This is a genomic window from Halalkalibacter suaedae (assembly GCF_017939705.1).
GTDB lineage: Bacteria > Bacillota > Bacilli > Bacillales > Bacillaceae_D > Halalkalibacter > Halalkalibacter suaedae.
Window position 1 is genome coordinate 650,601 of record NZ_JAGKSQ010000001.1, and the last position, 21,641, is coordinate 672,241.

Annotated in this window: 22 protein-coding genes, 1 pseudogene and 1 riboswitch; of the genes and pseudogenes, 5 read left to right on the forward strand and 18 right to left on the reverse strand. The window is 38.6% G+C overall.

Features of this window, described 5'->3' with window-relative positions:
- Nucleotides 1–466: 466 nt before the first annotated feature.
- Nucleotides 467–844, reverse strand: coding sequence for a cupredoxin domain-containing protein (locus J7W16_RS03110; protein ID WP_210595721.1), 378 nt, complete (start codon nucleotides 842–844; stop codon nucleotides 467–469).
- Nucleotides 845–1,017: 173 nt separating this feature from the next.
- Here J7W16_RS03110 and J7W16_RS03115 point away from each other — a divergent pair, with 173 nt between their 5' ends.
- On the forward strand, nucleotides 1,018–1,590 hold the full coding sequence (locus tag J7W16_RS03115; protein ID WP_210595722.1) for a LysM peptidoglycan-binding domain-containing protein: 573 nt from the start codon (nucleotides 1,018–1,020) through the stop codon (nucleotides 1,588–1,590).
- A gap of 118 nt (nucleotides 1,591–1,708) precedes the next feature.
- Here the strand turns inward: J7W16_RS03115 and J7W16_RS03120 are convergent, their stop codons facing one another.
- Together J7W16_RS03120 and J7W16_RS03125 are read right to left on the reverse strand one after the other, a co-directional pair.
- The gene (locus tag J7W16_RS03120) at nucleotides 1,709–2,683 is read right to left on the reverse strand and encodes an LCP family protein (RefSeq protein ID WP_210595723.1); all 975 of its coding nucleotides are present in this window, start codon (nucleotides 2,681–2,683) and stop codon (nucleotides 1,709–1,711) included.
- Between the two features lie 24 nt (nucleotides 2,684–2,707).
- Nucleotides 2,708–3,340 (reverse strand): helix-turn-helix domain-containing protein, encoded by a 633-nt coding sequence (locus J7W16_RS03125; protein ID WP_210595724.1) that lies wholly within the window; start codon nucleotides 3,338–3,340, stop codon nucleotides 2,708–2,710.
- 280 nt (nucleotides 3,341–3,620) lie between these two features.
- Between J7W16_RS03125 and J7W16_RS03130 the strand changes: the two genes are divergently transcribed.
- Nucleotides 3,621–5,105 carry an arabinan endo-1,5-alpha-L-arabinosidase AbnB gene (locus J7W16_RS03130; RefSeq protein ID WP_210595725.1) on the forward strand — a complete coding sequence of 495 codons (1,485 nt, stop codon included), beginning with the start codon at nucleotides 3,621–3,623 and terminating at the stop codon, nucleotides 5,103–5,105.
- Between the two features lie 102 nt (nucleotides 5,106–5,207).
- Here the strand turns inward: J7W16_RS03130 and J7W16_RS03135 are convergent, their stop codons facing one another.
- The 6 genes from J7W16_RS03135 to J7W16_RS03160 all read right to left on the reverse strand — a co-directional run bounded on the left by J7W16_RS03135 (nucleotide 5,208) and on the right by J7W16_RS03160 (nucleotide 9,351).
- Entirely contained in the window at nucleotides 5,208–5,780 is a 573-nt protein-coding gene (locus J7W16_RS03135; RefSeq protein WP_210595726.1) for a histidine phosphatase family protein, read from the reverse strand.
- Between the two features lie 39 nt (nucleotides 5,781–5,819).
- Nucleotides 5,820–6,440: a hypothetical protein gene (locus tag J7W16_RS03140; RefSeq protein WP_210595727.1), complete on the reverse strand. Its 621-nt coding sequence runs from the start codon at nucleotides 6,438–6,440 to the stop codon at nucleotides 5,820–5,822.
- 60 nt (nucleotides 6,441–6,500) lie between these two features.
- Nucleotides 6,501–7,703 (reverse strand): hypothetical protein, encoded by a 1,203-nt coding sequence (locus J7W16_RS03145; RefSeq protein WP_210595728.1) that lies wholly within the window; start codon nucleotides 7,701–7,703, stop codon nucleotides 6,501–6,503.
- Between the two features lie 146 nt (nucleotides 7,704–7,849).
- Nucleotides 7,850–8,050 carry a hypothetical protein gene (locus J7W16_RS03150; protein WP_210595729.1) on the reverse strand — a complete coding sequence of 67 codons (201 nt, stop codon included), beginning with the start codon at nucleotides 8,048–8,050 and terminating at the stop codon, nucleotides 7,850–7,852.
- A 32-nt stretch (nucleotides 8,051–8,082) separates the two neighbouring features.
- Nucleotides 8,083–8,733, reverse strand: coding sequence for a hypothetical protein (locus tag J7W16_RS03155; protein WP_210595730.1), 651 nt, complete (start codon nucleotides 8,731–8,733; stop codon nucleotides 8,083–8,085).
- Between the two features lie 480 nt (nucleotides 8,734–9,213).
- Complete coding sequence (locus J7W16_RS03160) at nucleotides 9,214–9,351, reverse strand: hypothetical protein (RefSeq protein ID WP_210595731.1); 138 nt, start codon at nucleotides 9,349–9,351, stop codon at nucleotides 9,214–9,216.
- Nucleotides 9,352–9,479: 128 nt separating this feature from the next.
- Between J7W16_RS03160 and J7W16_RS03165 the strand changes: the two genes are divergently transcribed.
- Nucleotides 9,480–10,196: a ZIP family metal transporter gene (locus tag J7W16_RS03165; RefSeq protein WP_210595732.1), complete on the forward strand. Its 717-nt coding sequence runs from the start codon at nucleotides 9,480–9,482 to the stop codon at nucleotides 10,194–10,196.
- A gap of 66 nt (nucleotides 10,197–10,262) precedes the next feature.
- Here the strand turns inward: J7W16_RS03165 and J7W16_RS03170 are convergent, their stop codons facing one another.
- On the reverse strand, nucleotides 10,263–11,000 hold the full coding sequence (locus J7W16_RS03170) for an HAD family hydrolase (protein WP_210595733.1): 738 nt from the start codon (nucleotides 10,998–11,000) through the stop codon (nucleotides 10,263–10,265).
- Between the two features lie 265 nt (nucleotides 11,001–11,265).
- Nucleotides 11,266–12,240, reverse strand: a complete 975-nt coding sequence (locus J7W16_RS03175) for a ComEC/Rec2 family competence protein (RefSeq protein ID WP_210595734.1) — start codon at nucleotides 12,238–12,240, stop codon at nucleotides 11,266–11,268.
- A gap of 136 nt (nucleotides 12,241–12,376) precedes the next feature.
- Here J7W16_RS03175 and J7W16_RS03180 point away from each other — a divergent pair, with 136 nt between their 5' ends.
- Nucleotides 12,377–13,273: an oxidoreductase gene (locus tag J7W16_RS03180; RefSeq protein WP_210595735.1), complete on the forward strand. Its 897-nt coding sequence runs from the start codon at nucleotides 12,377–12,379 to the stop codon at nucleotides 13,271–13,273.
- Nucleotides 13,274–13,405: 132 nt separating this feature from the next.
- On the opposite strand, the gene J7W16_RS22090 is transcribed toward J7W16_RS03180, so the two are convergent.
- The 7 genes and pseudogenes from J7W16_RS22090 to J7W16_RS03205 form a co-directional block, all read right to left on the reverse strand.
- Entirely contained in the window at nucleotides 13,406–13,537 is a 132-nt protein-coding gene (locus tag J7W16_RS22090; protein WP_283246005.1) for a hypothetical protein, read from the reverse strand.
- A 902-nt stretch (nucleotides 13,538–14,439) separates the two neighbouring features.
- The gene (locus J7W16_RS03185) at nucleotides 14,440–14,874 is read right to left on the reverse strand and encodes a ferritin-like domain-containing protein (protein ID WP_210595736.1); all 435 of its coding nucleotides are present in this window, start codon (nucleotides 14,872–14,874) and stop codon (nucleotides 14,440–14,442) included.
- Nucleotides 14,875–15,087: 213 nt separating this feature from the next.
- Entirely contained in the window at nucleotides 15,088–16,908 is a 1,821-nt protein-coding gene (locus J7W16_RS03190; RefSeq protein ID WP_210595737.1) for a cell wall-binding repeat-containing protein, read from the reverse strand.
- A 227-nt stretch (nucleotides 16,909–17,135) separates the two neighbouring features.
- A complete protein-coding gene (locus J7W16_RS03195; protein ID WP_210595738.1) occupies nucleotides 17,136–18,302 on the reverse strand; it encodes a nucleotide sugar dehydrogenase in 1,167 nt (388 codons plus the stop codon).
- Nucleotides 18,303–18,539: 237 nt separating this feature from the next.
- Nucleotides 18,540–19,529 carry a UDP-glucose 4-epimerase GalE gene (gene galE / locus J7W16_RS03200; RefSeq protein ID WP_210595739.1) on the reverse strand — a complete coding sequence of 330 codons (990 nt, stop codon included), beginning with the start codon at nucleotides 19,527–19,529 and terminating at the stop codon, nucleotides 18,540–18,542.
- A 415-nt stretch (nucleotides 19,530–19,944) separates the two neighbouring features.
- Entirely contained in the window at nucleotides 19,945–20,076 is a 132-nt protein-coding gene (locus tag J7W16_RS22095; RefSeq protein WP_283246006.1) for a hypothetical protein, read from the reverse strand.
- Nucleotides 20,077–20,107: 31 nt separating this feature from the next.
- Nucleotides 20,108–20,196, reverse strand: a riboswitch (cyclic di-GMP riboswitch).
- A 249-nt stretch (nucleotides 20,197–20,445) separates the two neighbouring features.
- A pseudogene (locus J7W16_RS03205) lies at nucleotides 20,446–21,090 on the reverse strand (M14 family metallopeptidase); the annotation flags it as partial.
- Between the two features lie 108 nt (nucleotides 21,091–21,198).
- On the opposite strand from J7W16_RS03205, the gene J7W16_RS03210 reads away from it, so the two are divergent.
- Entirely contained in the window at nucleotides 21,199–21,522 is a 324-nt protein-coding gene (locus J7W16_RS03210) for a hypothetical protein (RefSeq protein WP_210595741.1), read from the forward strand.
- Nucleotides 21,523–21,641 lie beyond the last annotated feature (119 nt).

The window sequence follows — 21,641 nt, forward strand, 5'->3', positions numbered from 1 at the left end:
AGAGAAAATAAATAAGGACACAGGTCTAGATTATCCATAATATGGCTCACTTTTTCCTGTTCTCCTATTTTTACTCCAAATAAAAACTCAAAAAGTGACGTTTATCAGTGGCCTCGCTTTTGCATCCCGCAGGAGTGTACGTATAATTCATCCGCTAAACTACTTTGTTCGGTATTCTAGTCAGCCAATTTAGTTAAGTCACAGCCTCATTTGTAATTTTATGTATTTCGGTCTATAACAGTGGAAAGAAGCATGTCCGGCATTGAATTTATTTCTATCCTTTTTAGGTTGCTCCAAAGTAAATCATGCTTCTGTTTAGGGTAGGAGAAAAGACTCTCACTCCTTCCCCCGGTAGCGGAGTCGAAGCACCTAGCATGAGAGCTTGCCCGAAAGCCCCGCCATAAAGACTTTTCGACAAACTAAAGCATCTTCCCTACTAGGGGAAGATGCTTCTTTTCACTTACGATTATTCAACAATTAATGTCCCTGTCATACTTTCATGCCCTACTTCATCGCAATAGATTTCGTATGTGCCTGCTTCCGTTGCTGTAAATGTAATCGAATCCTCTTCGTTCACCTCTGCTTCTAATACGATATCCTGCTGCCCCTCTTCAGTTTCAACATTATCAATAAGTAAATTATGAAAAATACTGCCATTATTCGTTAGAGTGAGTGTAACTTCTTCACCCTGTGGAATTGTCACTTCACTTGGTTCAAATGCAAAGTCGACCCCTTCTACTTCAACTGTCATTCCAGATGATGATGACTCAGACGAAGAGCAACCAGCAATCAATAGGACAGCTGCAACGACATATAGAATGACCCGAGCTTTTGTTTTTAACATATAAACATCCCTCCTACTTTTTATCCCTCTTGTATCACTACCACAGACAGGGATAGAAGAAACCCAATCAGTAGATTATGAGATTTTTTTAGAGGAATTTGTCTAATCATGTTTAGTAACATCGATGACAAGGTATGCATAAAGTAGACGCTACTATTAAGGAGGAATTAGACATGAAAAAATCAACGAAAATTCTAGCACCGACTCTCGCAATGGGAATGGTACTCGGAACGACAAGCTTTTCTGCTAGTGCCGCCACGACAGTAGAATCAGGTGACACCTTGTGGGGAATCGCACAAGAACATGATGTCACAGTAGAAGAATTAATGGAGATGAATGGTGATTTAGATCCACGTGCCATTCCAATCGGAACAGAAATTCAAGTCAATGCTGAAGGTAACAACAATCAAAGCGGAGATGTCGTTACACACACCGTTCAACCTGGTAACACTCTTTCAGGGATTGCTAGTGTATATGATGGTGTAACACTAAATGATCTGTACGAGATGAATCCGGGAATTGATCCATATAATCTAATGATTGGTTCTGAAGTTGCAGTTGCTGATCATAGTAATGACAATAGTTCTACTGATGTTGTCTATCACACAATTCAACCTGGTAATACCTATTTCGAAATTGCCAATGCCTATGATGGTGTAACGGTTGAAGACTTAATCGAAGCAAATCCAAATGTTGATCACAGATCACTAACTGTTGGTTCTCAAATTGCTGTTCCAGTATGGTAATTTGATGATTAGCTTAGCTTAGTAATAAAAAAGAATATGTAACATGTTAAAAGGATGGAGAGCTTTCTCCATCCTTTTTGTACTTTTTTAAGTTCGATTCACAGCTTATCGTTATTTTTTATTCATTGCCACTGTCTTCTGCTGAAAGCTCCATGGTAGAGTCGCCTTTTAAAAAAGACTGTATGGCGTCTTTATTTTTCTCAAAATCAATATCAAGTGCTAGCCCTACCCCCTCATATCTTACATCCTGATAAGAGTTGTCAATCGGAATGGTTAGTGTTTCTATTTTATCTGGTCGCTGTATCGCGATATCTTTTATAAAACTAAGTAAATCTTGACCTTGAATATTCGTTTGGATATATGGTTGGACAGCACCAATCATCTTAGGAAGCCTTAGTACGCCATTTGTACTTAGGAGTTCATTCTTCATTTCATTAATGATCTGCTGCTGACGTCTGACCCGACCGAAATCAGATTCTGCATCCTTACGGAAACGTGCATATCCCAATAGCTCCTTCCCGTTCAATTTTTGTTGTCCAGCCTCAAGAGAGACTCCTATATTTGCAGACATCTTTTTCTCTACATCAATTTCAATACCATTTGGAGCAAGAACATCGACCATTTTTTCAAAGCCTTTAAAATCGATAGTCGCGTAATATTCAATATCAAGATCAAAGTTGTTTTTCAACGTTTCACGCAGCAATTCCGGCCCTCCCAGAAAGAAGGCAGTATTGATTTTGTAATTCTTATATCCAGGAATTTCTGTGTAAATATCCCGCATAATTGAAATGAGTTTGGCTGACCCTTCCTTAGGATCATATTGCGCTACCATAATAGAGTCTGTTCGCGACTGCCCTTCTTCCTCGCGAGCATCAATTCCAAGCAGCAAAACATTAACCTTGTCATCGAGGGTCTTTTCTCCATGGAACTCATATTCTTGTACCTGCGTATCGACGGGCTCTGCCATGCTGACTCCCTCTTGGTATTGATAGACAAAATACGCGGCACCCGCCATCAACATTAGACAAAATCCAACCAATAGTTTCTTAACAAGTTTACTTTTACGTTTTTGCTTTTTATCTATTCTCCTCATACTTTTCTCCATCCTTTTAACAAGTTAAAATTTCTTGATCGAAAGTCCATTTAGTACCAAATTGATGACAAATGCATCATCTATATATCCAACAGGAAAAAGATAATCAGGTATGCAGTCAACAGCTACGATAAAGTAGAGAAGTGCTCCCCCCATCAAAGCAAGTTCTCTCTTTGAACCATTTTTCTTCGAGAACCGCTCATACATATTCTTTAGGTGATGAATAAAAGGGCCAACACTACCCACCTTCTCCATCTTCTCCTCAAACTGTCCAAGTACCATTTGAGTCCCCTCTTCTTTTAGAGCGAGGTGTTGGTATTTTGTTAATTCATTTTTCACCTCTTCTACCCGAAACTCTCTATCGACAAAATTGCTAGTTTCCAAGAGCAAATGTATATGGTCAACAGACTCAGAAAGATCCGACTGCTTGCGATCTACAGGATAACCAGAAGCCTTATACAATTTCGTGATTGAAATCGGAAGTTGTTCCGCAAATTTCTCTAAATGATCTGGAGTCGCCTTTCGCTTTCCATTAATAATTTTCGAAATCACCGCAGGATCAATCCCTGTTATTTGGCTTAATTTCCTCATCGATAAAGATTGCTCTTTTAGCAATCCCTTCAATAGCAAGCCTAATTCATTATAGTTCTCTTCCATATTAGCTCTCCTTTCTAGTGAACTCTTGTACTTTAAAAGTATTATAGTGTTGACATATTGTCAACACAGTAGATATAGATCAGTTTAATATCTAGGCGAGCGGTGTCAGATACAGTAACTGTTTTTAATTAAAAAGACAAAATGAGCTAAATCTATAGATACTAATTGCAAGATTACAAAATATACGTTAGAGTAATACTGAAAGCGCTTAAAGTTATACGTACCACTTTTCGCACACTTTTATTATTTACTTATACGTATAAGGAGGTTGGAGGGAACAATGAATAAAAAGAAACGACTCTATAGTAAGCTTACTGTTTTGGGACTTGTAACTACTTTTGCTTTACTCGGTGGGTGTAGCGACAATTCCAACGAGACGAATCAAGCAGAAACTCCTTCTTTTGAGGATGTATCCGTACATGACCCATCCGTTATCAAGGATGATGGCACGTACTATGTGTTTGGCTCTCACTTAGCAGCAGCTAAAACAGATGATCTTATGAATTGGGAACAAATTGAAGGCGATGGTGCAGACGCTAGTAACAGCCTTTTCGATAATGTTAAGGAAGAATTAAGCGAAACCTTTGAGTGGGCACAGACAGATACATTATGGGCAGCTGATGTGACACAATTAGAAGATGGGCGTTATTACATGTATTATAATGCTTGTCGAGGTGATTCTCCTAGGTCAGCAATGGGGGTTGCGGTTTCAGACAATATTGAAGGACCTTATGAGGATTTAGGAATTATTCTGAAATCTGGAATGGGTGCAGGAGAAGATGATGTTGACGGAACTCCTTACGACGATGCTTTCTATCCTGAAGTCTATAATGCGACCGTACACCCAAATGTAGTCGATCCACATACGTTCTTTGATAAGGACGGAAAGCTTTGGATGGTTTATGGTTCTTACTCTGGTGGGATTTTCATTTTAGAAATGGATGCAACAACAGGAATGCCTCTAGAAGGTCAAGGGTATGGTAAGAAGCTACTTGGCGGAGACCATAGTAGAATTGAGGCACCGTACATGGTATATAGTCCTGAAACAGATTACTATTATCTGTACTTATCATATGGTGGACTAGATGCTATTGGTGGGTATAACATGAGAGTCGTTCGTTCAGAAAATCCAGATGGGCCTTATTATGATGCAGCTGGAAATGAAATGACGGATGTAAAAGGTGCTGCTGGTACTGTCTTTGATGATGGATCCATTGAACCATTTGGCGTGAAGCTAATGGGGAACTTCGAGTTCACGAATCCAGAAACGGAAATCAGCTCTGGATATGTATCTCCTGGTCACAATTCAGTCTATTACGATGAGGAAACAGATGAACAGTTCCTGATCTTCCATACGCGTTTTCCTGATGAAGGAGAATTTCACCAAGTTCGAGTTCATCAAATGTTTATGAACGAAGATGGATGGCCAGTCGTTGCTCCACATCGATACACTGAGGAATCTCTAGCTCAGGTTAGTGAAAAAGAGATCCGTGGTGAGTATAGCTTTATCAACCATGGAAAAGAAATTTCAGATGAAGTGAAAGAATCATTAAGCATTGAGTTAGAAAAAAATAATTCAATCTCCGGTGACGTTTCAGGTGAGTGGAAACTGACAGATGAGAATTCTGCAGAATTAACCATTGATGGAGTAACCTATAAAGGTGTATTTCTTGAGCAATGGAGTCCAACTGCTGAAGCTGTAGTCATGACATTTACTGCACTATCTGAAGAAGGTATTGCAATATGGGGAAGTAAAATCCAATAAAAGTCTGTTGATGTCTCAAAAGGGTCGCTCCCTTTTGAGACATTTTTTATGTATAACCATAATTGAAGATGAGCGATTTACCTACCTCCACTCATAAACATCCTATTTCATACCCCATAGTCTTTCAAACCCTACTAAATTAAACTCATCATCTATCGTTATTTTATAAATATCTGGTTTTGTCGTATTCATCCAAAAATCGAAATTAAACCTTTTATCAAAATAACTTAATGTACATGTCATAATATTTCCATGTATACCAATCGCAACTTTTTTTCCACGGTATTTTGCAACAGCATTTCTTAAACCACTTATTCCTCTTTCTGTAACTTCTTGATTGGATTCCCCGCCTGGAAATGTAAAGGTAGGATGATCAAATACATACTTCATTGCTTCAAGCGGTTTATCAAAATGATGGTCTCTTGATGCCAAATCCCTCTCAACAAAACTAGGATCTAATTCAATTTCTTGATCTAAGTAGTTGGCTAGCCCTTCAACTGTCTGTCTTGCTCTGACATAGGAGCTAGATCGTATATGTTCGATATTCTCCTTGATCATGATCTCTGTTACCTTTTGGGCATCAGCCCAGCCCTTAGGAGATAATCCCCTTGTTTCTTCATTTTCTAAAGAAAAATCAGAATGAGCATGTCGAACAAAATAGATCTCGGTATTCATGTTGTCGCTCCTCCACTACACATCAAACCGATATGTAGTTTATTTTCTCGGTTCTTCTTCTATTTTTATTTTTAGTAATAATACCGTATCATTTTGCTGAATCATTGTCTTAACTGCTTCCTCATCCTGTAAATCAACCGTTCTGAATGAGTTACTTTCCGTTTCCCGATAAGCCGCTAGTATCGTTGTTTCACCTAACTCCAGCTCCACATCTTCATTACCAATCGCGTAGTCCCAAGCACTTGCCATGATTGTCTTAGATTCCTTTTCAATGACTGATGGTTGAGTTCTTACACCAGGCCCGTACAGAAACACTAATGGGGCTTCGGAGTTCGGGTTGATGATTCCAAATCCCAAATGTCCCTCTTCCATTTCAGTCGGGCTGTTACCGTATGATAATTGCGTTAATGGTTGAGAATCTAGCTTTCCATCATTGTATCTTTCTACCCACAGATTTACCCAGCTGTTATCGGCATTCGGTAATTTAAAATCAAAATCATATAATACTCCTAAATTTAAATCCTTAAAGGTAGTTACATAGTCTGAGTCGGAGTCGATTGAAATTGTTGGCTTCTTCTCCAGCTCTGAATTAGTGCAGCCAGAGCTTAGAGCTAAGAAAAACACAAGGATAAAACCAAAAATGAATTGTTTTTTCTGCAAAGAATCTACCTCCAGTTCTTAAATTTTCGCCACTCCTATAACCGCTGCCCGTCACGTGCTTTAATCTACAAATAACTGATATCTATTTCCTTGCTTCATATATTTTCCCTTTATCTCTCCAACACCTGCGATAATAAGTGAATCCTTTTGTTCTATAGGATTAGTTTTTAAGGTCAGCTGTAATGTATGCATATTGTGTATTCCACCATTCCAATACCCAATAACAGGTTGCTGCAGGAGATATTCGTGATCATTCATCTTTATTTTTATAAAATTCTTATGTAACAGCCGGTCCTCTAATGGTATTATATTCATTGGGTCAAAAGCTGTAGCTATTATTTGACCAACAATATGAAGTTCGATGTCATCTTGATCATTAAATATTTCAAATTGTTTTAACCTCTCCTCTAGAGTGAACTTAATGACATCCTCCGTTTCCTTCGAGATGTCTATCTCTTTTATTGGTGTATGTAATGGGTCATCCACTAGCCGCTTAACTAAGTCATACAAGGTTCCCTTCGTCTCAAAAAATTGCTCCTTCCAGCCTGGAGACAACTCATCCAACAACAAGCACATAAATAAACCTGAGCTATAACAGCTCCTGCGGATATTGGTAGTGGATTCGTACCTATCGATTAAATTATCCCCATATTTTTGGAGGACGGAATGATAGGATACTCGACTTTTCTCACTATACCCTTTAAATTCTACATACCAAGCAGGTCCTTCAACTGTTTCGGTAAAGGTTTCATACACTAGATGCTCAGAAATATGTATCGATCTTTTTTCTCTGAAAGCAACAAAAGCAGTTAAGTATTGTTTTTTCTTTTCCATATTTTTTTCTAACAACGCATGGAAGAGATTTACCCTCTCCTGATGTCGCCATTCTACATTCTCTTTTGATAATGGATAGGTAATTCCCTTCACTTCATCTGGAAATCTTCTTTCCCCTTGAACATACTGAAAGCCGTGAAATAACTCATGTACGAGAATTGAATAAACCTCTTCATACTCATCATACAATTCTAAATCTACAATAGCTGTTGGATAGCCCTCAAACATAATTAAGGTACATCCGTTAAATCGATCATCTCTGTTTAAGATTTGAAACTCGTCTTGTTGATGATGTTTGAATGATGGGTGATTGAATACATATGTATTGCTTTGATCATATAGTGCAAACGGAACAGCTTTAAAACCTGGCCAATAATTTTCTAAATTCACTTTTACATCCTTGTAAATCTGACTAAGATAATCTATCATTGAAAATCACACCCTTGGGGATATATCTGATCCATTCTGTGCTGTTTAATAGCATTCCAAAATAAAGAGGCTCCCACAAAGAAACCTCAATTGACGACAACTAGTATTCTAAATTGCAAAATATACTCAACATTCATTACACCTGATTATCCAATTCCCAAAAGTTCAGCGATAATATCAGAACTCTCTGGTAAAAATAAAAAGATAGATAAACCGATTAATGAGACACCGATAGCTAGAAACACACTACTTTTTTTAGTCATTGAAAGACTTTTAAATGCTTGCATCCCCGCTCCGACAACAAAGAAAACACCTATGAAAAGGATGATAAAATAATAAACTCCCATTAGATCGCCTCCATATTTACTGCAAAGCTAATTTAATTCTGGACATTTTGCAATTTAATTAATTTAATGATTGCCTCATCTTCGCCTATATCCACTTCCACGAGCTTCGTGTTTTCGATAATCTCTCTGTAAAATTCTTCACCAGCAGGGTATTGCCCATCCCAACGTAACGGAACATTATAAACATTAATTGTCCCATCACCATTACCACTATAAGTTACAGATCCATCAACTAAACGAGAACCTGCAAGTTGAATAACATCTTCTGGATAGTTAGCACTTGTTTCATCTTCTGGATTTAGAGGTTCGCCCGCTCGAATAAATCGAATATTCAATTCATCTATCTCTTGATTCGGTCCTAGTTGCAACCATACTCGTGCGTATTCAATTTGTTCGTTTGAAAACTGAAATAATGTTTCTCCCTGGTCGTTTATGCTCACATTTAAGCTCTTTTTTTCAGGTGAGTCAGTTTCAGAAGTAACTGTAACTTCTGAAGAGTTCGCAGCTTCTGACTCCTCTGCTTTACTAGTAGCGAGATCTGTTTCATTAGAATTTGCTTCTTTTGCTGGTAAAGAAGCATTATCTTCTGGTGAATCTGTTATCGTTTCTTGAGCTGTATTTCCACAACCTACTAGCATAAATATAGTAAAAGTAAAGTAAATAACGATTGTTAGCTTGTTCATTTTTCAGGCGATTCCTTTCATTACTCATGTTTTTACACTAGCTGATATGCAGTTACTGCTAATAACTACTTAATTCTAACATTTTTTTCCTTTTGTGTAATTATTTTTCCCGAAAATACCGTCATTATTATTCGAGAATTAAAGTTGATAGTTCAGTCGTGTTGAGTAGAGTTCGGCGAATAAAGTGGTGAATGGGGCGAGTAAAGAGGAGCATCCGGCTAGTAAGTGAGCAAGAGGAGAGAGAAAGCTAGAATCTGGCGAGTAAAGTAGTGAATACGGCGAGTAAAGAGGAGCATCCGGCTAGTAAGTGAGCAAGAGGAGAGAGAAAGCTAGAATCTGGCGAGTAAAGTAGTGAATACGGCGAGTAAAGAGAAGCATCCGGCTAGTAAGTGAGCAAGAGGAGAGAGAAAGCTATGAATAGGTTCAATCCTTATCGCTTCTCTCAGCAAAAACCTCCTCGATGCTTACTCAGGAACCCTTTTAAAACCTCGCACCATACATAATTAAAACAGCCAAAGCAATCGGAATTAACGTGATTAAGAGTCGTTTTGTCCTACTTTTTAAAAGCTTTATTTCTGGTTTTTCACTAGGTCTACTTTTCACTTTTATCTTTTCCATTTTAATCACCTCTAATTAGAGTCTATGCAGGTTTGTTGCTCATGAACAACTTTTTTTAAAAATCAATTAAAACATTTTTTTGACAAGCTGAACATAGATTGAAGCATAACGAATAGAGGAGCGACGAAATGGTACTGCCTATTATTATTTCTTCTCTTTGTACAAGCCTTGGTGCTTTGCCTGTGCTATTTATAAAAGATGTTTCACATAAGGGCAAAGACATCATGTTAGCCTACACAGCAGGGATTATGGTCGCTGCATCTGCTTACGGGTTAATTCCGTCGGCATTGAAGCTCTCGAATATGACGATCTTAATAATCGGAATACTAATTGGTACATTGGTGCTGACTTTGCTAGAGGGCATCATCCCTCATGATGATCTCAACCACTCATCCGATTCAACAAGTCAATCGAGCGTTGTGTTATTCTTGGTGGCGATGTCCATTCACAATGTTCCTGAGGGCTTATCTGTTGGCATTAGCCACAGTCAGGAGATTGGTATTGGACCACTTGTTTCGTTTGCGATTGGATTACAGAATATTCCTGAAGGCTTTCTCGTTGCTCTATTTTTACTCACACAAAAGATTAGCCGTCTGAAATCTATTTTCTATGCGTCGTTGACGGGGGTCATTGAACTTATTGCTGGCCTTGTAGGAATTATTTTCGGTGAGAGCTTTCAAAGTATTGTTCCGTACGGGCTCGCTTTTGCTGCGGGATCGATGCTTTTTGTTGTGTATAAGGAGCTCATACCTGAGAGTCACGGGGATGGAAATGAACGTGCTTCCACACTCACGTTCATCCTAGGGTTTATTACGATGGTCTTTCTGACTGATCTGCTGCAATGAAGGTTTGGTGTAAAAAAAGATCCCGACCCATTTTCACTGAAATAAGGATCGGGTTCTCCCTCGTCTCTAATCAAATACAACTTGATTCGTCTTAGGATTAATATGATAGATGACGTCTTTTCTTTCAATCACAATCCGGGTCTTTTCTCGTAGATCCTCTTGTTCTGTGATAGCCGTTAACAATTCTTTCGCTGGGTTAATCGCTACAGGGTTTCCTACACTTTTAAACATCGTTAGATCCCCATTTGTATCGCCATATGCATAGCTTTTTGAGAGATCGATTTGATGTTTTTCTGCCATCTCTTTGATCATTCTCTCTTTGTTAATGGAATCCCACATTGGCTTAACATCACCTGTGAAGAAACCCTCTTCATTGATGTGATAGGTTGAACCACAGTAATCAGTCGCATCGTATTTTTCAGCCATCTTAGATACGAGGAAATCAGGACTTCCCGAAATGAAGATGACTTTATCACCATTTTCTAAATGCCATTTGATCTGTTGCCTCGTGTATTTATATACTCGATCTGCTTTAAGACGAATCACTTGTTTTGCAATAAATTCAATATCTTCTCTTGATACATTTGTTAAATGTTCAACATAGATCTTGCTTACGTCAAGTAAGTAAACATCATAATTACCCTGACGTTTATCCCAATCCTGAAACGTATGTTTCACTTGTTCATGCCAAACAGACGGTGAAATGATCTCATATTTTATCAGTCTTTTGAAATGTTCAATTAGTAAGGAGTCACGATAAAATGTACCATCAATATCAAAAAATGCTGCTTTGTTTTTATTCATTACTTTGTCTCCTGTAGATATTAAATTTTTTTGAATTTGCTTTGAACTTTACCTAGAATATACTTTTCTGTCCACATTTCTATTGTGAAAATTAATCGCTCTCCATTTGAAAAACAAACAAAAAAAACAATTCGATCCTTTTCAAAGGAATGCTCCTTCTCAGTCTACTATTCACCAATACTTTAACATAATAATGCACCATTGCTTAATTATGACTTGTTTGGTTAGCGAAATAAACCAATTTATTCAGTTGTCTATCCTACAATTACTTCGTATAGGCTCGAACATATTCCGGAGTTACTTTTATACGTACCCCATCGGATTCGATTTTTACATTTCCAATCCGGCTTGTTGTAAACACATTTACATCGCTTTGTTTATAGCGCTTAATGACTTTTTTACTCTGAAGAATATTTGAACTCATTACAGCAAATTGAGGATTCACTTTATTAATAAATGCTTGAGAGGAGGAGGTATGATCTCCATGATGTGGTGCATGTAGAAAATCCGCACGCAATAAATTAGGCTTTGTTTGTAGGAGAAGATCTTCTTGTTTTTTGTAGATATCACTAGTGAATAAAAATGTCGTTTCATTATAGGTAAGCTTCAGGACGAAGGCAAGATTATTAATTTCGGTTGTCGACAGCTTCTGCTCCTTAGCTAGAGCGATCGCTTTTCTCTCTGGACTAATGACATCAATCCGGATTCCTTCTTCTAAAATAATCTGATCACCTGCATAAAGGAACTTGGTCGGTACGTCCTTTTCTTGAATTAGATTGCTGAACTGTTGATACGTATCTGTTGTATGATCAATGTTTGGCATAAGTAGTTGGTCAACAGTCTTTTCATGCAGTAGTGTCAAATAACCACCAATATGATCATAATGAGGATGGGTGGCAATCGCCATATCAATCTTGTTGATTTGCAATCTATCTAAATAATCATTAACTTGTAAGCCAGTTGTAACAATACCAGCATCAATCAACACTACTTTGCCGGTTGGGGTTTTGATTACGATGGCATCACCTGATTTTTTTTCAGCATCTAAATATAAATAACGAATCGTCAACTTGCCCTGATCTTCCGTAAGATCAAATAAATCATTCTTAATAACCTCAACGGAATCAGTTGTCATCAGGTTGGGCTCGGTATACGAATCTAAGTAATCGCTTACAATCAATAGAATCACACTAAACATCATCATACAACCTACTAAGAGTGCGAATGAACGTCCCTTCATATCCAGTCCCCCTTTGTCGTTTCAACTAAGTCGCTACGTTCGATAGGGTAAATGACTCTTTCTTATAGGATATGCACCTGCTGCAAGGTCGTGCCCTAATTCGGGCAAACAGATGACAGATAGCAAGAGAACCAGTATGATTGCTTTGGAGATTGCTGATGTCCACAGATGGGATGGAGGGCTTAGTTTGAAAAAAGTAGCGATTATTACCGGCTCATCAAGCGGTTTCGGTTTGCTAACAACGATAATGCTAGCAAGAGAAGGGTTTGAGGTCATCGCAACAATGCGAAATACCGAAAAGGCAGACCAATTTAAGGCAAAAGTGACTGAACAGGAGGTACTTGAACGTATCCATGTTCATTGTCTAGATGTTACGGATCCGAATTCGGTTGAAGAGTTGAAAAAGAGGGTCGAGTCAATCGATCATATTGATGTGCTAATAAACAATGCGGGGTTTGCGATTGGTGGATTTGCAGAGGAAATCGACATCGATGATTACCGACGTCAATTTGAAACAAATGTATTTGGCGTGATCGCTGTGACACAAGCAGTGCTCCCGAAAATGCGTCAACAGCAGCACGGTAAGATTATTAATATGAGTAGTATCAGTGGCCAAATTGCATTCCCAGGATTATCTCCATACGCAGCCTCAAAGTATGCATTAGAAGGCTATACAGAAAGCCTTCGATTGGAAGTCAAGCCATATGGAATACAAGTAGCACTAGTCGAACCTGGCTCATTCAAAACAAATATCTGGTCTAGCGGAATGGAGGTTAGTCGTCCAGTTAATTCCTCGTATCAATCTTATATGGAAGCCATCTTACATTATATCGAATCAGGTAAAGCGAAACACGGTGATCCAAATCAGGTTGCCACACTTATATGCACACTTGCTAAAGCACCAAAGCTTAGGAAACTGCGTTATCCGATTGGACGCGGGTTGAGGATGACGATTGTTCTAAAACACCTTTTACCTTGGCAGCTTTGGGAGAAGGTCGTTTTAAAACAAATTTTGAGAAGGACCAGGATTTGAGTGTAGGCTAAGTTATAGGTTGAGAGTGAGAGGCATTCATTTTATATGTGGCTACTGGGCTGAGATCCCAGTCTTATTTACTGTGAAAGGTTAAAAGCAGAAGCCCAGATGTCTGGTTGCTTCTGCTTTTAACTATTCTTGATTTTCAGGTCGTTTGTCAACGAATAACAAGATAAACGTAGCAATTGGTCCAAGCACTAATGACAGTAAGAACCAATTGAATCCTGTTCGGTTTTTTCCTTGAGCTAGACCTGCGTTAATCAAGGCTAACGTTACCCACCGTGCTTCTTCATTTCTATGTATTTATTGTTAATTTTATCAATTTAACAGGGTTTGGTTGGAGAATATTAGTTGAATTTTGAGGCGAGTAGGTATATTGGGGATATTACTATCCGATGTTGGCGGGTTACTCGGCTGTGTTGGTTTTTTACTCGCCAGGTTAGGAGTTTTACTCGCGGGATTTTAGAGTTTTCTCGCTAAGTGCTGTGTTTTTAGCGATATTCTGCTCTTTTCTCGCCGCATCCACTACTTTACTCGCCACATTCTAGCTTTCTCTCGCTTCTTGCTCAATTACTAGCCGGATGCTCCTCTTTTCTCGCCGTATCCACCACTTTACTCGCCGCATTCCAGCTTTCTCTCGCTTCTTGCTCAATTACTAGCCGGATGCTCCTCTTTTCTCGCCACATCCACTACTTTACTCGCCGCATTCCAGCTTTCTCTCGCTTCTTGCTCAATTACTAGCCGGATGCTCCTCTTTTCTCGCCACATCCACTACTTTACTCGCCGCATTCCAGCTCTCTCTCGCCTCTTGCTCAATTACTAGCCGGATTCTCCTCTTTTCTCGCCGCATCCACTACTTTACTCGCCACATTCTAGCTTTCTCTCGCTTCTTGCTCAATTACTAGCCGGATGCTCCTCTTTTCTCGCCACATCCACCACTTTACTCGCCACATTCTAGCTTTCTCTCACTTCTTGCTCAATTACTAGCCGGATGCTCCTCTTTTCTCGCCGTATCCACTACTTTACTCGCCGCATTCCAGCTTTCTCTCGCCTAAGCCAAAACAAAGCACTTACCTCCAACTCATACCTTACTATCGTAAATAACTGCCCAATAGAAAAAGAGGGTGACCCAAAAGGTCATCCCCTTTTAAGTCACCCTCTATCTCTTAGTTAAATGCAGAGTCTTTTAGAATGCGATCTAGCTCTTCCATATGATGTGTTTCATCTGCAATCATATCTTCAAGCTTCACAACAAGCTCCGTCTGCCCTAGGCTGTCTGCTAATTTCTTGCGTTCTTCATATCTCTCAATGGTATCTTTCTCTGCTTGGCGTGCTTCTTCAAGCATTTCCTTAACTTCTGTTGGTTGCTTCACTTCAGCTGGTGTCGTTGTAGGTGTTCCGCCAAGTGTTTTGATTTTCTCTGCTAGATACAACGCGTGACCTAATTCATCAGAAATTTCAGCCTCAAAGAATGGCTTTAATGTTTGTCTGTATAAACCAGACACAACCGCTGCATTATTTGTGTACATAATACTCGCCGCATATTCATTAGCTAAGTCTTCGTTTAAACCTTCAATTAGTTCATTCATTTTTGCATCCATTTTCACATCATCCTTTCAGTTATTTGCTTGCTCGATAACAAATCATTTTGTCATGTTATATATATCTAATACCCGGCTCTGTAGGTATTAAACATTTATAGAATACATCTCTGCCAAGTCAGTCGATAAGACACAGTTTTGTTAGCCTCTTCCCAATTGAGTCAAATTAATTATAAAAATAAAGGGCCATCTCCTAAGAGATGGCCTTCATTTTTATTGAATATTTAAACGATTTATTTCGTCCTCACTTACTGCAGAGGAACCACCAAGAATATTAAAGAAGTCTATCTCATTTTGTCCAATTACATCAAGTACATCACCATCGACCACATTCCAGCCACCTGTAAGTAGAACAGGGCTGCCTTTTTTAGCAGCTAGTACTGAGCCTGTTAACGCATCGGCAAAGTTACTTCCTGTAGCAATATACACTTGACCTTGATCGCTAGTATGGTTTAATTCCTTCAAGACTGCAACAGCTGTTTTATAACGGTCCGCTCCACTAATTCGGGTTGCCTTCGGAAGCTGGTTTTTAATCGAATTAGAAATAACAGCCGTCCCGCCGACTACAATTGTTTCCTGTATATTGTGTGCCTTAAGAGCTGCTTCAGTTGATGTGGGAAGTTGATCCTCTTTACTAAGTAGAATCGGGTAGCCATTCTGTGCCGCATATGGAGCAACAGCTAACGCATCTGGGAAATTGCGACCTGAGGCAACAATCGCTGTCGTTTTAGAGCTTCCTAATTCATCAGCAATCAACTTAGCTGTTTCATAGCGATCTGATCCACCAATACGTTTGATTGAAATTCCCATACTTCTCAAACTCTTTTCCACGTCTCCCGAAACTGCGGCTTCACTTCCAAGGATCACAACATTAGTTGCTTTCAAACGTTGGATTTCTGCCTTTGTTGAGGCCACGAGTTGATCGCTTTTCGTTACTAGAATCGGAGCATCTAGCTTATAAGCAAGCGGGGCCCCTGATAGTGCATCGGGAAAATTTTGGCCAGTTGTTAACACAACCGTACTTGCTTGATCCCAGCCCTGCTTTGAAATTTCAACTGCAGTAGCATAGCGATCTGGACCTTTAATTCGTTTGCCGAATGGCTGAAGATAACTAGAAGCCACATATCCATTTCTATTATTAGATGCTTCCACAGGGTACCAGACAAAGTTATTGCTACGAGCTGCATTCGTAGCTGTTGACTGATCATATTTAAATGTTTCTACAACAGTCAACACATTTTCATTCCCTACTTCACCAAGAGAACGCGACGTTGTAAGCGGGTTCGTTCTAATATTTAGTTTCGGTTTAGCAACAACTAAGTCGTATCTTTGAAACCTTTGGTTGGTTGAATGTAGCTTGCTACTAACTTGATAATCTTTTTTAAAGGTAAGGGTTCCTCCCGTTCGGTATTCTAAATCACTAACCTTCACCTCTATTAACTCTCTTGCTAGTGATAAACCTGGATTTGTATTTTCAATCCGAGTGAACACTTTGTCTTGATATGAGTTCATATTTCGATTACCACTATCTTTATAAACTGGACTATTAACTTGAACTCGACCATTATAGGCCATCACTGCAAAGTACCAGTGTTCAATAACATTTGGGTTCATCTCGTTAATAGCCGGTAAATCACCACCATGAGCTATACCACTGCGCTCATGAAAATTATAATTAAGGACCTTTAGCCCTGCTTCAATATTATAAGTAATATCATACTTTAGTTTTTCTCTATTGAAGTTAAACTGGTTTTCATTGTCTGTAATCTGCATAATCCCAATTCCACCATCTTCTGATATATGCGGTTGATTATTTTTAAACTGATCCCAGTCGGACTCAGTGAAGGCAACAGCCTTTACTATTTCTGGAGGAATATGATATTCTAACGCTTTTTCTGTTAATAACCTATTAATCTCTTGATATGTTGGATTTGTACACGTCCCTGTTTGACATTCTTCCGCAAAAGAGAATAGCGGAAAAGTGAATAACAATACGGTCAAAATAAAGACTACCTTAGGTATGAAATTTTTCATTCTAGCAATTCTCCTTTTCTATTTCAAATTTATATACATTTTTTACTATAATTGTATACTCTTCCTATGATACTAGATTTAGAGACTCGTCGAAAGGGAAAATGATCATTTACATATTTAAATAATAAAAACAGACATACAACAATAAAAAGCCGTAATAACCAATTGGTCATTACGGCTCTGATTATATTTTTCTAAGACCGACTTACAACAGGTCTCGATATCTTTTAATCCCTATTATATAAATCCCTTGTGTAGACTTTATCCTCGACATCGGCTAACTCATCATCAAGACGATTAGAAACGATCACATCTGAGATCGACTTGAATTCTTCCAGATCACGTATTACACGGGAATGGTAGAATGAATCTTCTTCTAATACAGGCTCATAGATTACCACTTCAATACCCTTCGCCTTAATTCGTTCCATAACACCTTGAACTGATGACGCCCTAAAATTATCCGAGTCCATCTTCATTGTTAAGCGATAAATCCCTACAATACTCGGGTTTTTGCTCAATATCGCTTGAGCAATATGATCCATTCTAGTTGTATTTGCATCTACAATCGCACTAATAATGTTATTAGGAACATCTTCATAGTTTGCACGGAGTTGCTTTGTATCCTTTGGTAAACAGTATCCTCCATAACCAAATGAAGGATTGTTGTAATGGTCACCAATTCGTGGATCTAGTCCAACTCCCTCAATAATTTGCTTGGTGTTCAAGCCTTTTAACTCAGCATACGTATCAAGCTCGTTAAAATAAGCCACTCGTAATGCTAAGTACGTATTAGAAAAGAGTTTCACTGCTTCAGCTTCAGTTGAATCCGTAAAAAGAACGGAAACATCTTTCTTAATCGCTCCCTCCATTAAAAGAGCAGCAAAAGCCTCAGCTCGAGCTGATCGTTCACCAACGATAATTCGGGATGGATACAAATTATCATACAATGCCTTTCCTTCACGTAGAAATTCAGGTGAAAACATAATGTTCTCTGTATTAAATTTTCTCTTTATCTCTGCTGTATAACCTACCGGAACCGTTGACTTAATAACCATTACAGCATCAGGATTAATAGCCAGTACCGTTTCAATCACACTTTCTACAGACTTCGTGTTAAAAAAGTTCTTCTCTGGATCATAATCAGTCGGCGTTGCAATAATAACGAAATCCGCTTCTCCATAAGCAATCTTAGGATCGGTCGTTGCTAGAAGGTTTAGTTCTCTTTCAGTGAGAAATTCTTCAATTTCCTTATCGGCAATCGTAGATTCTCTTCTATTAATCATCTCTACTTTTTCTTTAACAATATCAAGAGCAACAACCTCATTGTGTTGTGCTAATAATACAGCATTTGATAGCCCAACATACCCCGTACCAGCAACTGCTATTTTCAATTTAGGACACATCCTTTAATTAATTCAATTACTCATTATATCATGATACCCTACCACATACTTACTATAAAAATACTCAATGCCTATTATACTAAAAATACCTATTTTGAGTAAATATTAATTCTATTCAATCCTTCATTAACAAAAAAAGTCCCCATCTTACATCATGAAACGTGCAAGACAGGAACTTCATTGGGTTTTGATAAAACGCTAATTTATAGTACTAATTCCTATATCTTAATGATTATTTTCGAATCTCCACGAGTCACGGCACATTGCAATCACATCACGTTTAGCAGACCAGTTCAGTTCCTGCTTAGCTTTTGAAACATCTGCATAACAATTGGCAATATCTCCTGGGCGTCTGTCCACAATTTCATAAGGGATTTGAATATCGTTCGCTTGTTCAAATGCACTTACTAGCTCTAATACACTAGTCCCTTGCCCAGTTCCTAAATTATAAATGTGAGTCCCTTCAGTTAAATGGTCTAAGGCCGCTACATGACCTTCCGCCAAATCTAACACATGGATATAATCCCTAACCCCTGTGCCATCAATCGTTTGGTAATCGTCCCCAAATACTCTAAGCTTGTTGAGTTTCCCTTTAGCTACTTGTGTCACATAAGGCATAAGATTATTAGGAATTCCATTAGGTGACTCGCCAAGTAACCCACTTTCATGTGCACCTACAGGATTAAAATAGCGAAGAAGAGCTACAGAAAACTTCGGGTTCGACTTAGTAATGTCTGTTAATATTCGTTCACTGATTGCCTTTGTTTCACCATAAGGATTTGTTGTTGGCAATAGTTCCATCGTCTCTATAAAAGGAACTTGGTTTTCACCATAAACAGTTGCCGACGAACTAAATACAAACTTCATTACACCGAATTCTTGACAGACTTTGGCAACCACCATTGTACTAACAAGGTTGTTATAGTAATAGGCTAATGGCTTTTCTACAGATTCACCTACAGCTTTAAGTCCAGCAAAGTGAATCACACCATCAATAGTGTGCTTAGAAAAGACATCAGTTACTGCAGCCTCATCCGCTACATTTATCTCGTAGAAGGTTACTTCCTTGCCAGTTAACTCCTTGATTTTATCAATAGTGTCAACCTTACTATTACTTAAATTATCAACAATGATTACCTCGTGACCTGCCTCTAACAAAGCCAAACATGTATGTGATCCTATGTAACCGGCACCGCCTGTGACTAAAATATTCATATCAAAGCACCTCAGTCTTCTAATAGTTTGAACCTATTCTTATATTCTCTTATCTTAGTACCAGTTGGAGGCTTCTGCAAGTGATTGTAAAATTATTTAAGAAGAGAAAGAATAAGCAGTAGCGGGATGGAATTTTCCACTTCTGCTGAGTAACTCTTAAAAAGAGAAAAAGAGACTAGGACAAAAGTGATCTAACGATTAGAAAATCCGAACAATGGTGGTTAGCGGACGTAAACCGTCCCCTGAAATATACTTCTCTTTCCGCGTGAAGCCTTCAGGGTCTCACCTTTGGCTTTTTCATCCCCGCAGGAATCTTCGTATATTTCATCCACTACCCAATTGCATTATTCGGTATTTTAGTTAGAAACTTTAGTTATGTCCTAGCCTCGCTATTATATGAACAGTTAAATTGATATTATCTCGTAATTGGTTTTCTATTTCCCTTACCAAACTTAATATACATTCGATCATTTTCAATACACTTATAGAAACGAATTCCTAGAATAAATAATGGTGTCCAAATTTCTTTAAATGAATAATACGGCATCTGACATAACCCCTTTTTCAAATTTCGAATTGGAGGTAGCTGGCTGGCATAATCTTCTTTGAGACTTTAGCCCCTATAGCTTTGCGACACCGCCTTTCGACGGTTATGCCTTTTCTTATTATTAATTTATCATAAGTAAATTGTATTTAATGCTGAAACCTGTCGAGCGAATTACTATTTTTTTGTAAAAATCAGTCGAATTTCCAATTATTAATTACTTATGTCCCAGTTCTATTTAATTAATATTTTGTGACACATCTGCTTGATAGGCTTTTTTGTACTAATTCAAGTTACTTATTAACTGAGCCAAATATGCTACTTTGTATTCGAATGTATCCTATTATCAACCTCACCGAAACCAACACGACTCTACTGCAATGCCACAAGAAAAATCCCGATATTCTCCTCATAGATTTCATCAAACTGAGAAAACGGCAGCGGATTAACCCCTCTTCCCAGCTCAACAGTATAGCCAGGTTTTCTGAATTCCTGAATAAACCAATCCTTGTAGCCTGCATAGCTTTGCACGTATTGGACATTGCGATATCCACTTACTCTGCTGAACTCATTAACAATTACCTCAGACTCTGGCGGTTCAAGTCCTTGGAAGCCCCAATAAATTACTTCACCCTGTGTATGATAAGCCAGTGCAAGATCAAAGTTTGAAGTCCTGGCCAAATCAGCTAAGGCAAGAGCTTCTGGCTCCGTCAGTGGACGCTCGCCTGGATAATCCCTTGGTTCTGGTTGATCTGGCTTCGTTTCAGCCTCTTCCTCCCATAGGGCTGGGTATTGATTGTTGAGGTCTACTCCACGTATGTTCGCCTTCCACCCGGAAAAATCAGTGCTTCCGTTATTAATCTCAAGAACCTCGGAACGATAAGGCTCCTGTCTCGGGGCACCGTTAATGACAAGATCGACACCATCCGGATTGACCATTGGAACAATCGAAAGGAGAACCTCATTATAATACTCGGACATTTGTAAGCCACGCATTGTTCCATTTGTAGTGAGTGCTTGTTTATCAACAGCTATTTGCCATCATGCAACCTATTGAAAATTTTCCTATTCGATTTGATAAATACAGGCTATAATAAGGAATATTATTCGTAAGGAGGTAGGCTCTTGAAAGGGTTAAAAGTACTCGTTGTCTTGCTTGTTCTATTTGTTGCTTTCAGTTATGACACGATTGCTATTGGTTCTTCTGGGCATGCTGGCGATGAGCTTCTTGCCACATCCGATTCAGTCGACGAGTTCTACCTCGGTCAATCGTTCCAGCCCTTTCTATCTGAACGGAAGTCAGTGCTTACAGATCGAAAGGCTTTAGAGGGCATTGTTCTCTTTGTGCCTAAGCCGTTTCTTAGTAGCCCTGAATCAAAGCGAAAGTACCTTTATAATTTACTAACGATAAAAAGAGGACATGTCTTAAATAAAATCCTTCATATTTGAATATTAACATTCAAAGGAGGATTGACATGAAATATAACTTTCAAAAAGAAGCAATTGCTGGTTTGGCTATCGGCATTGGGATGATGATTGTATTCTTCTCATTTGCACATTTTGTTCTA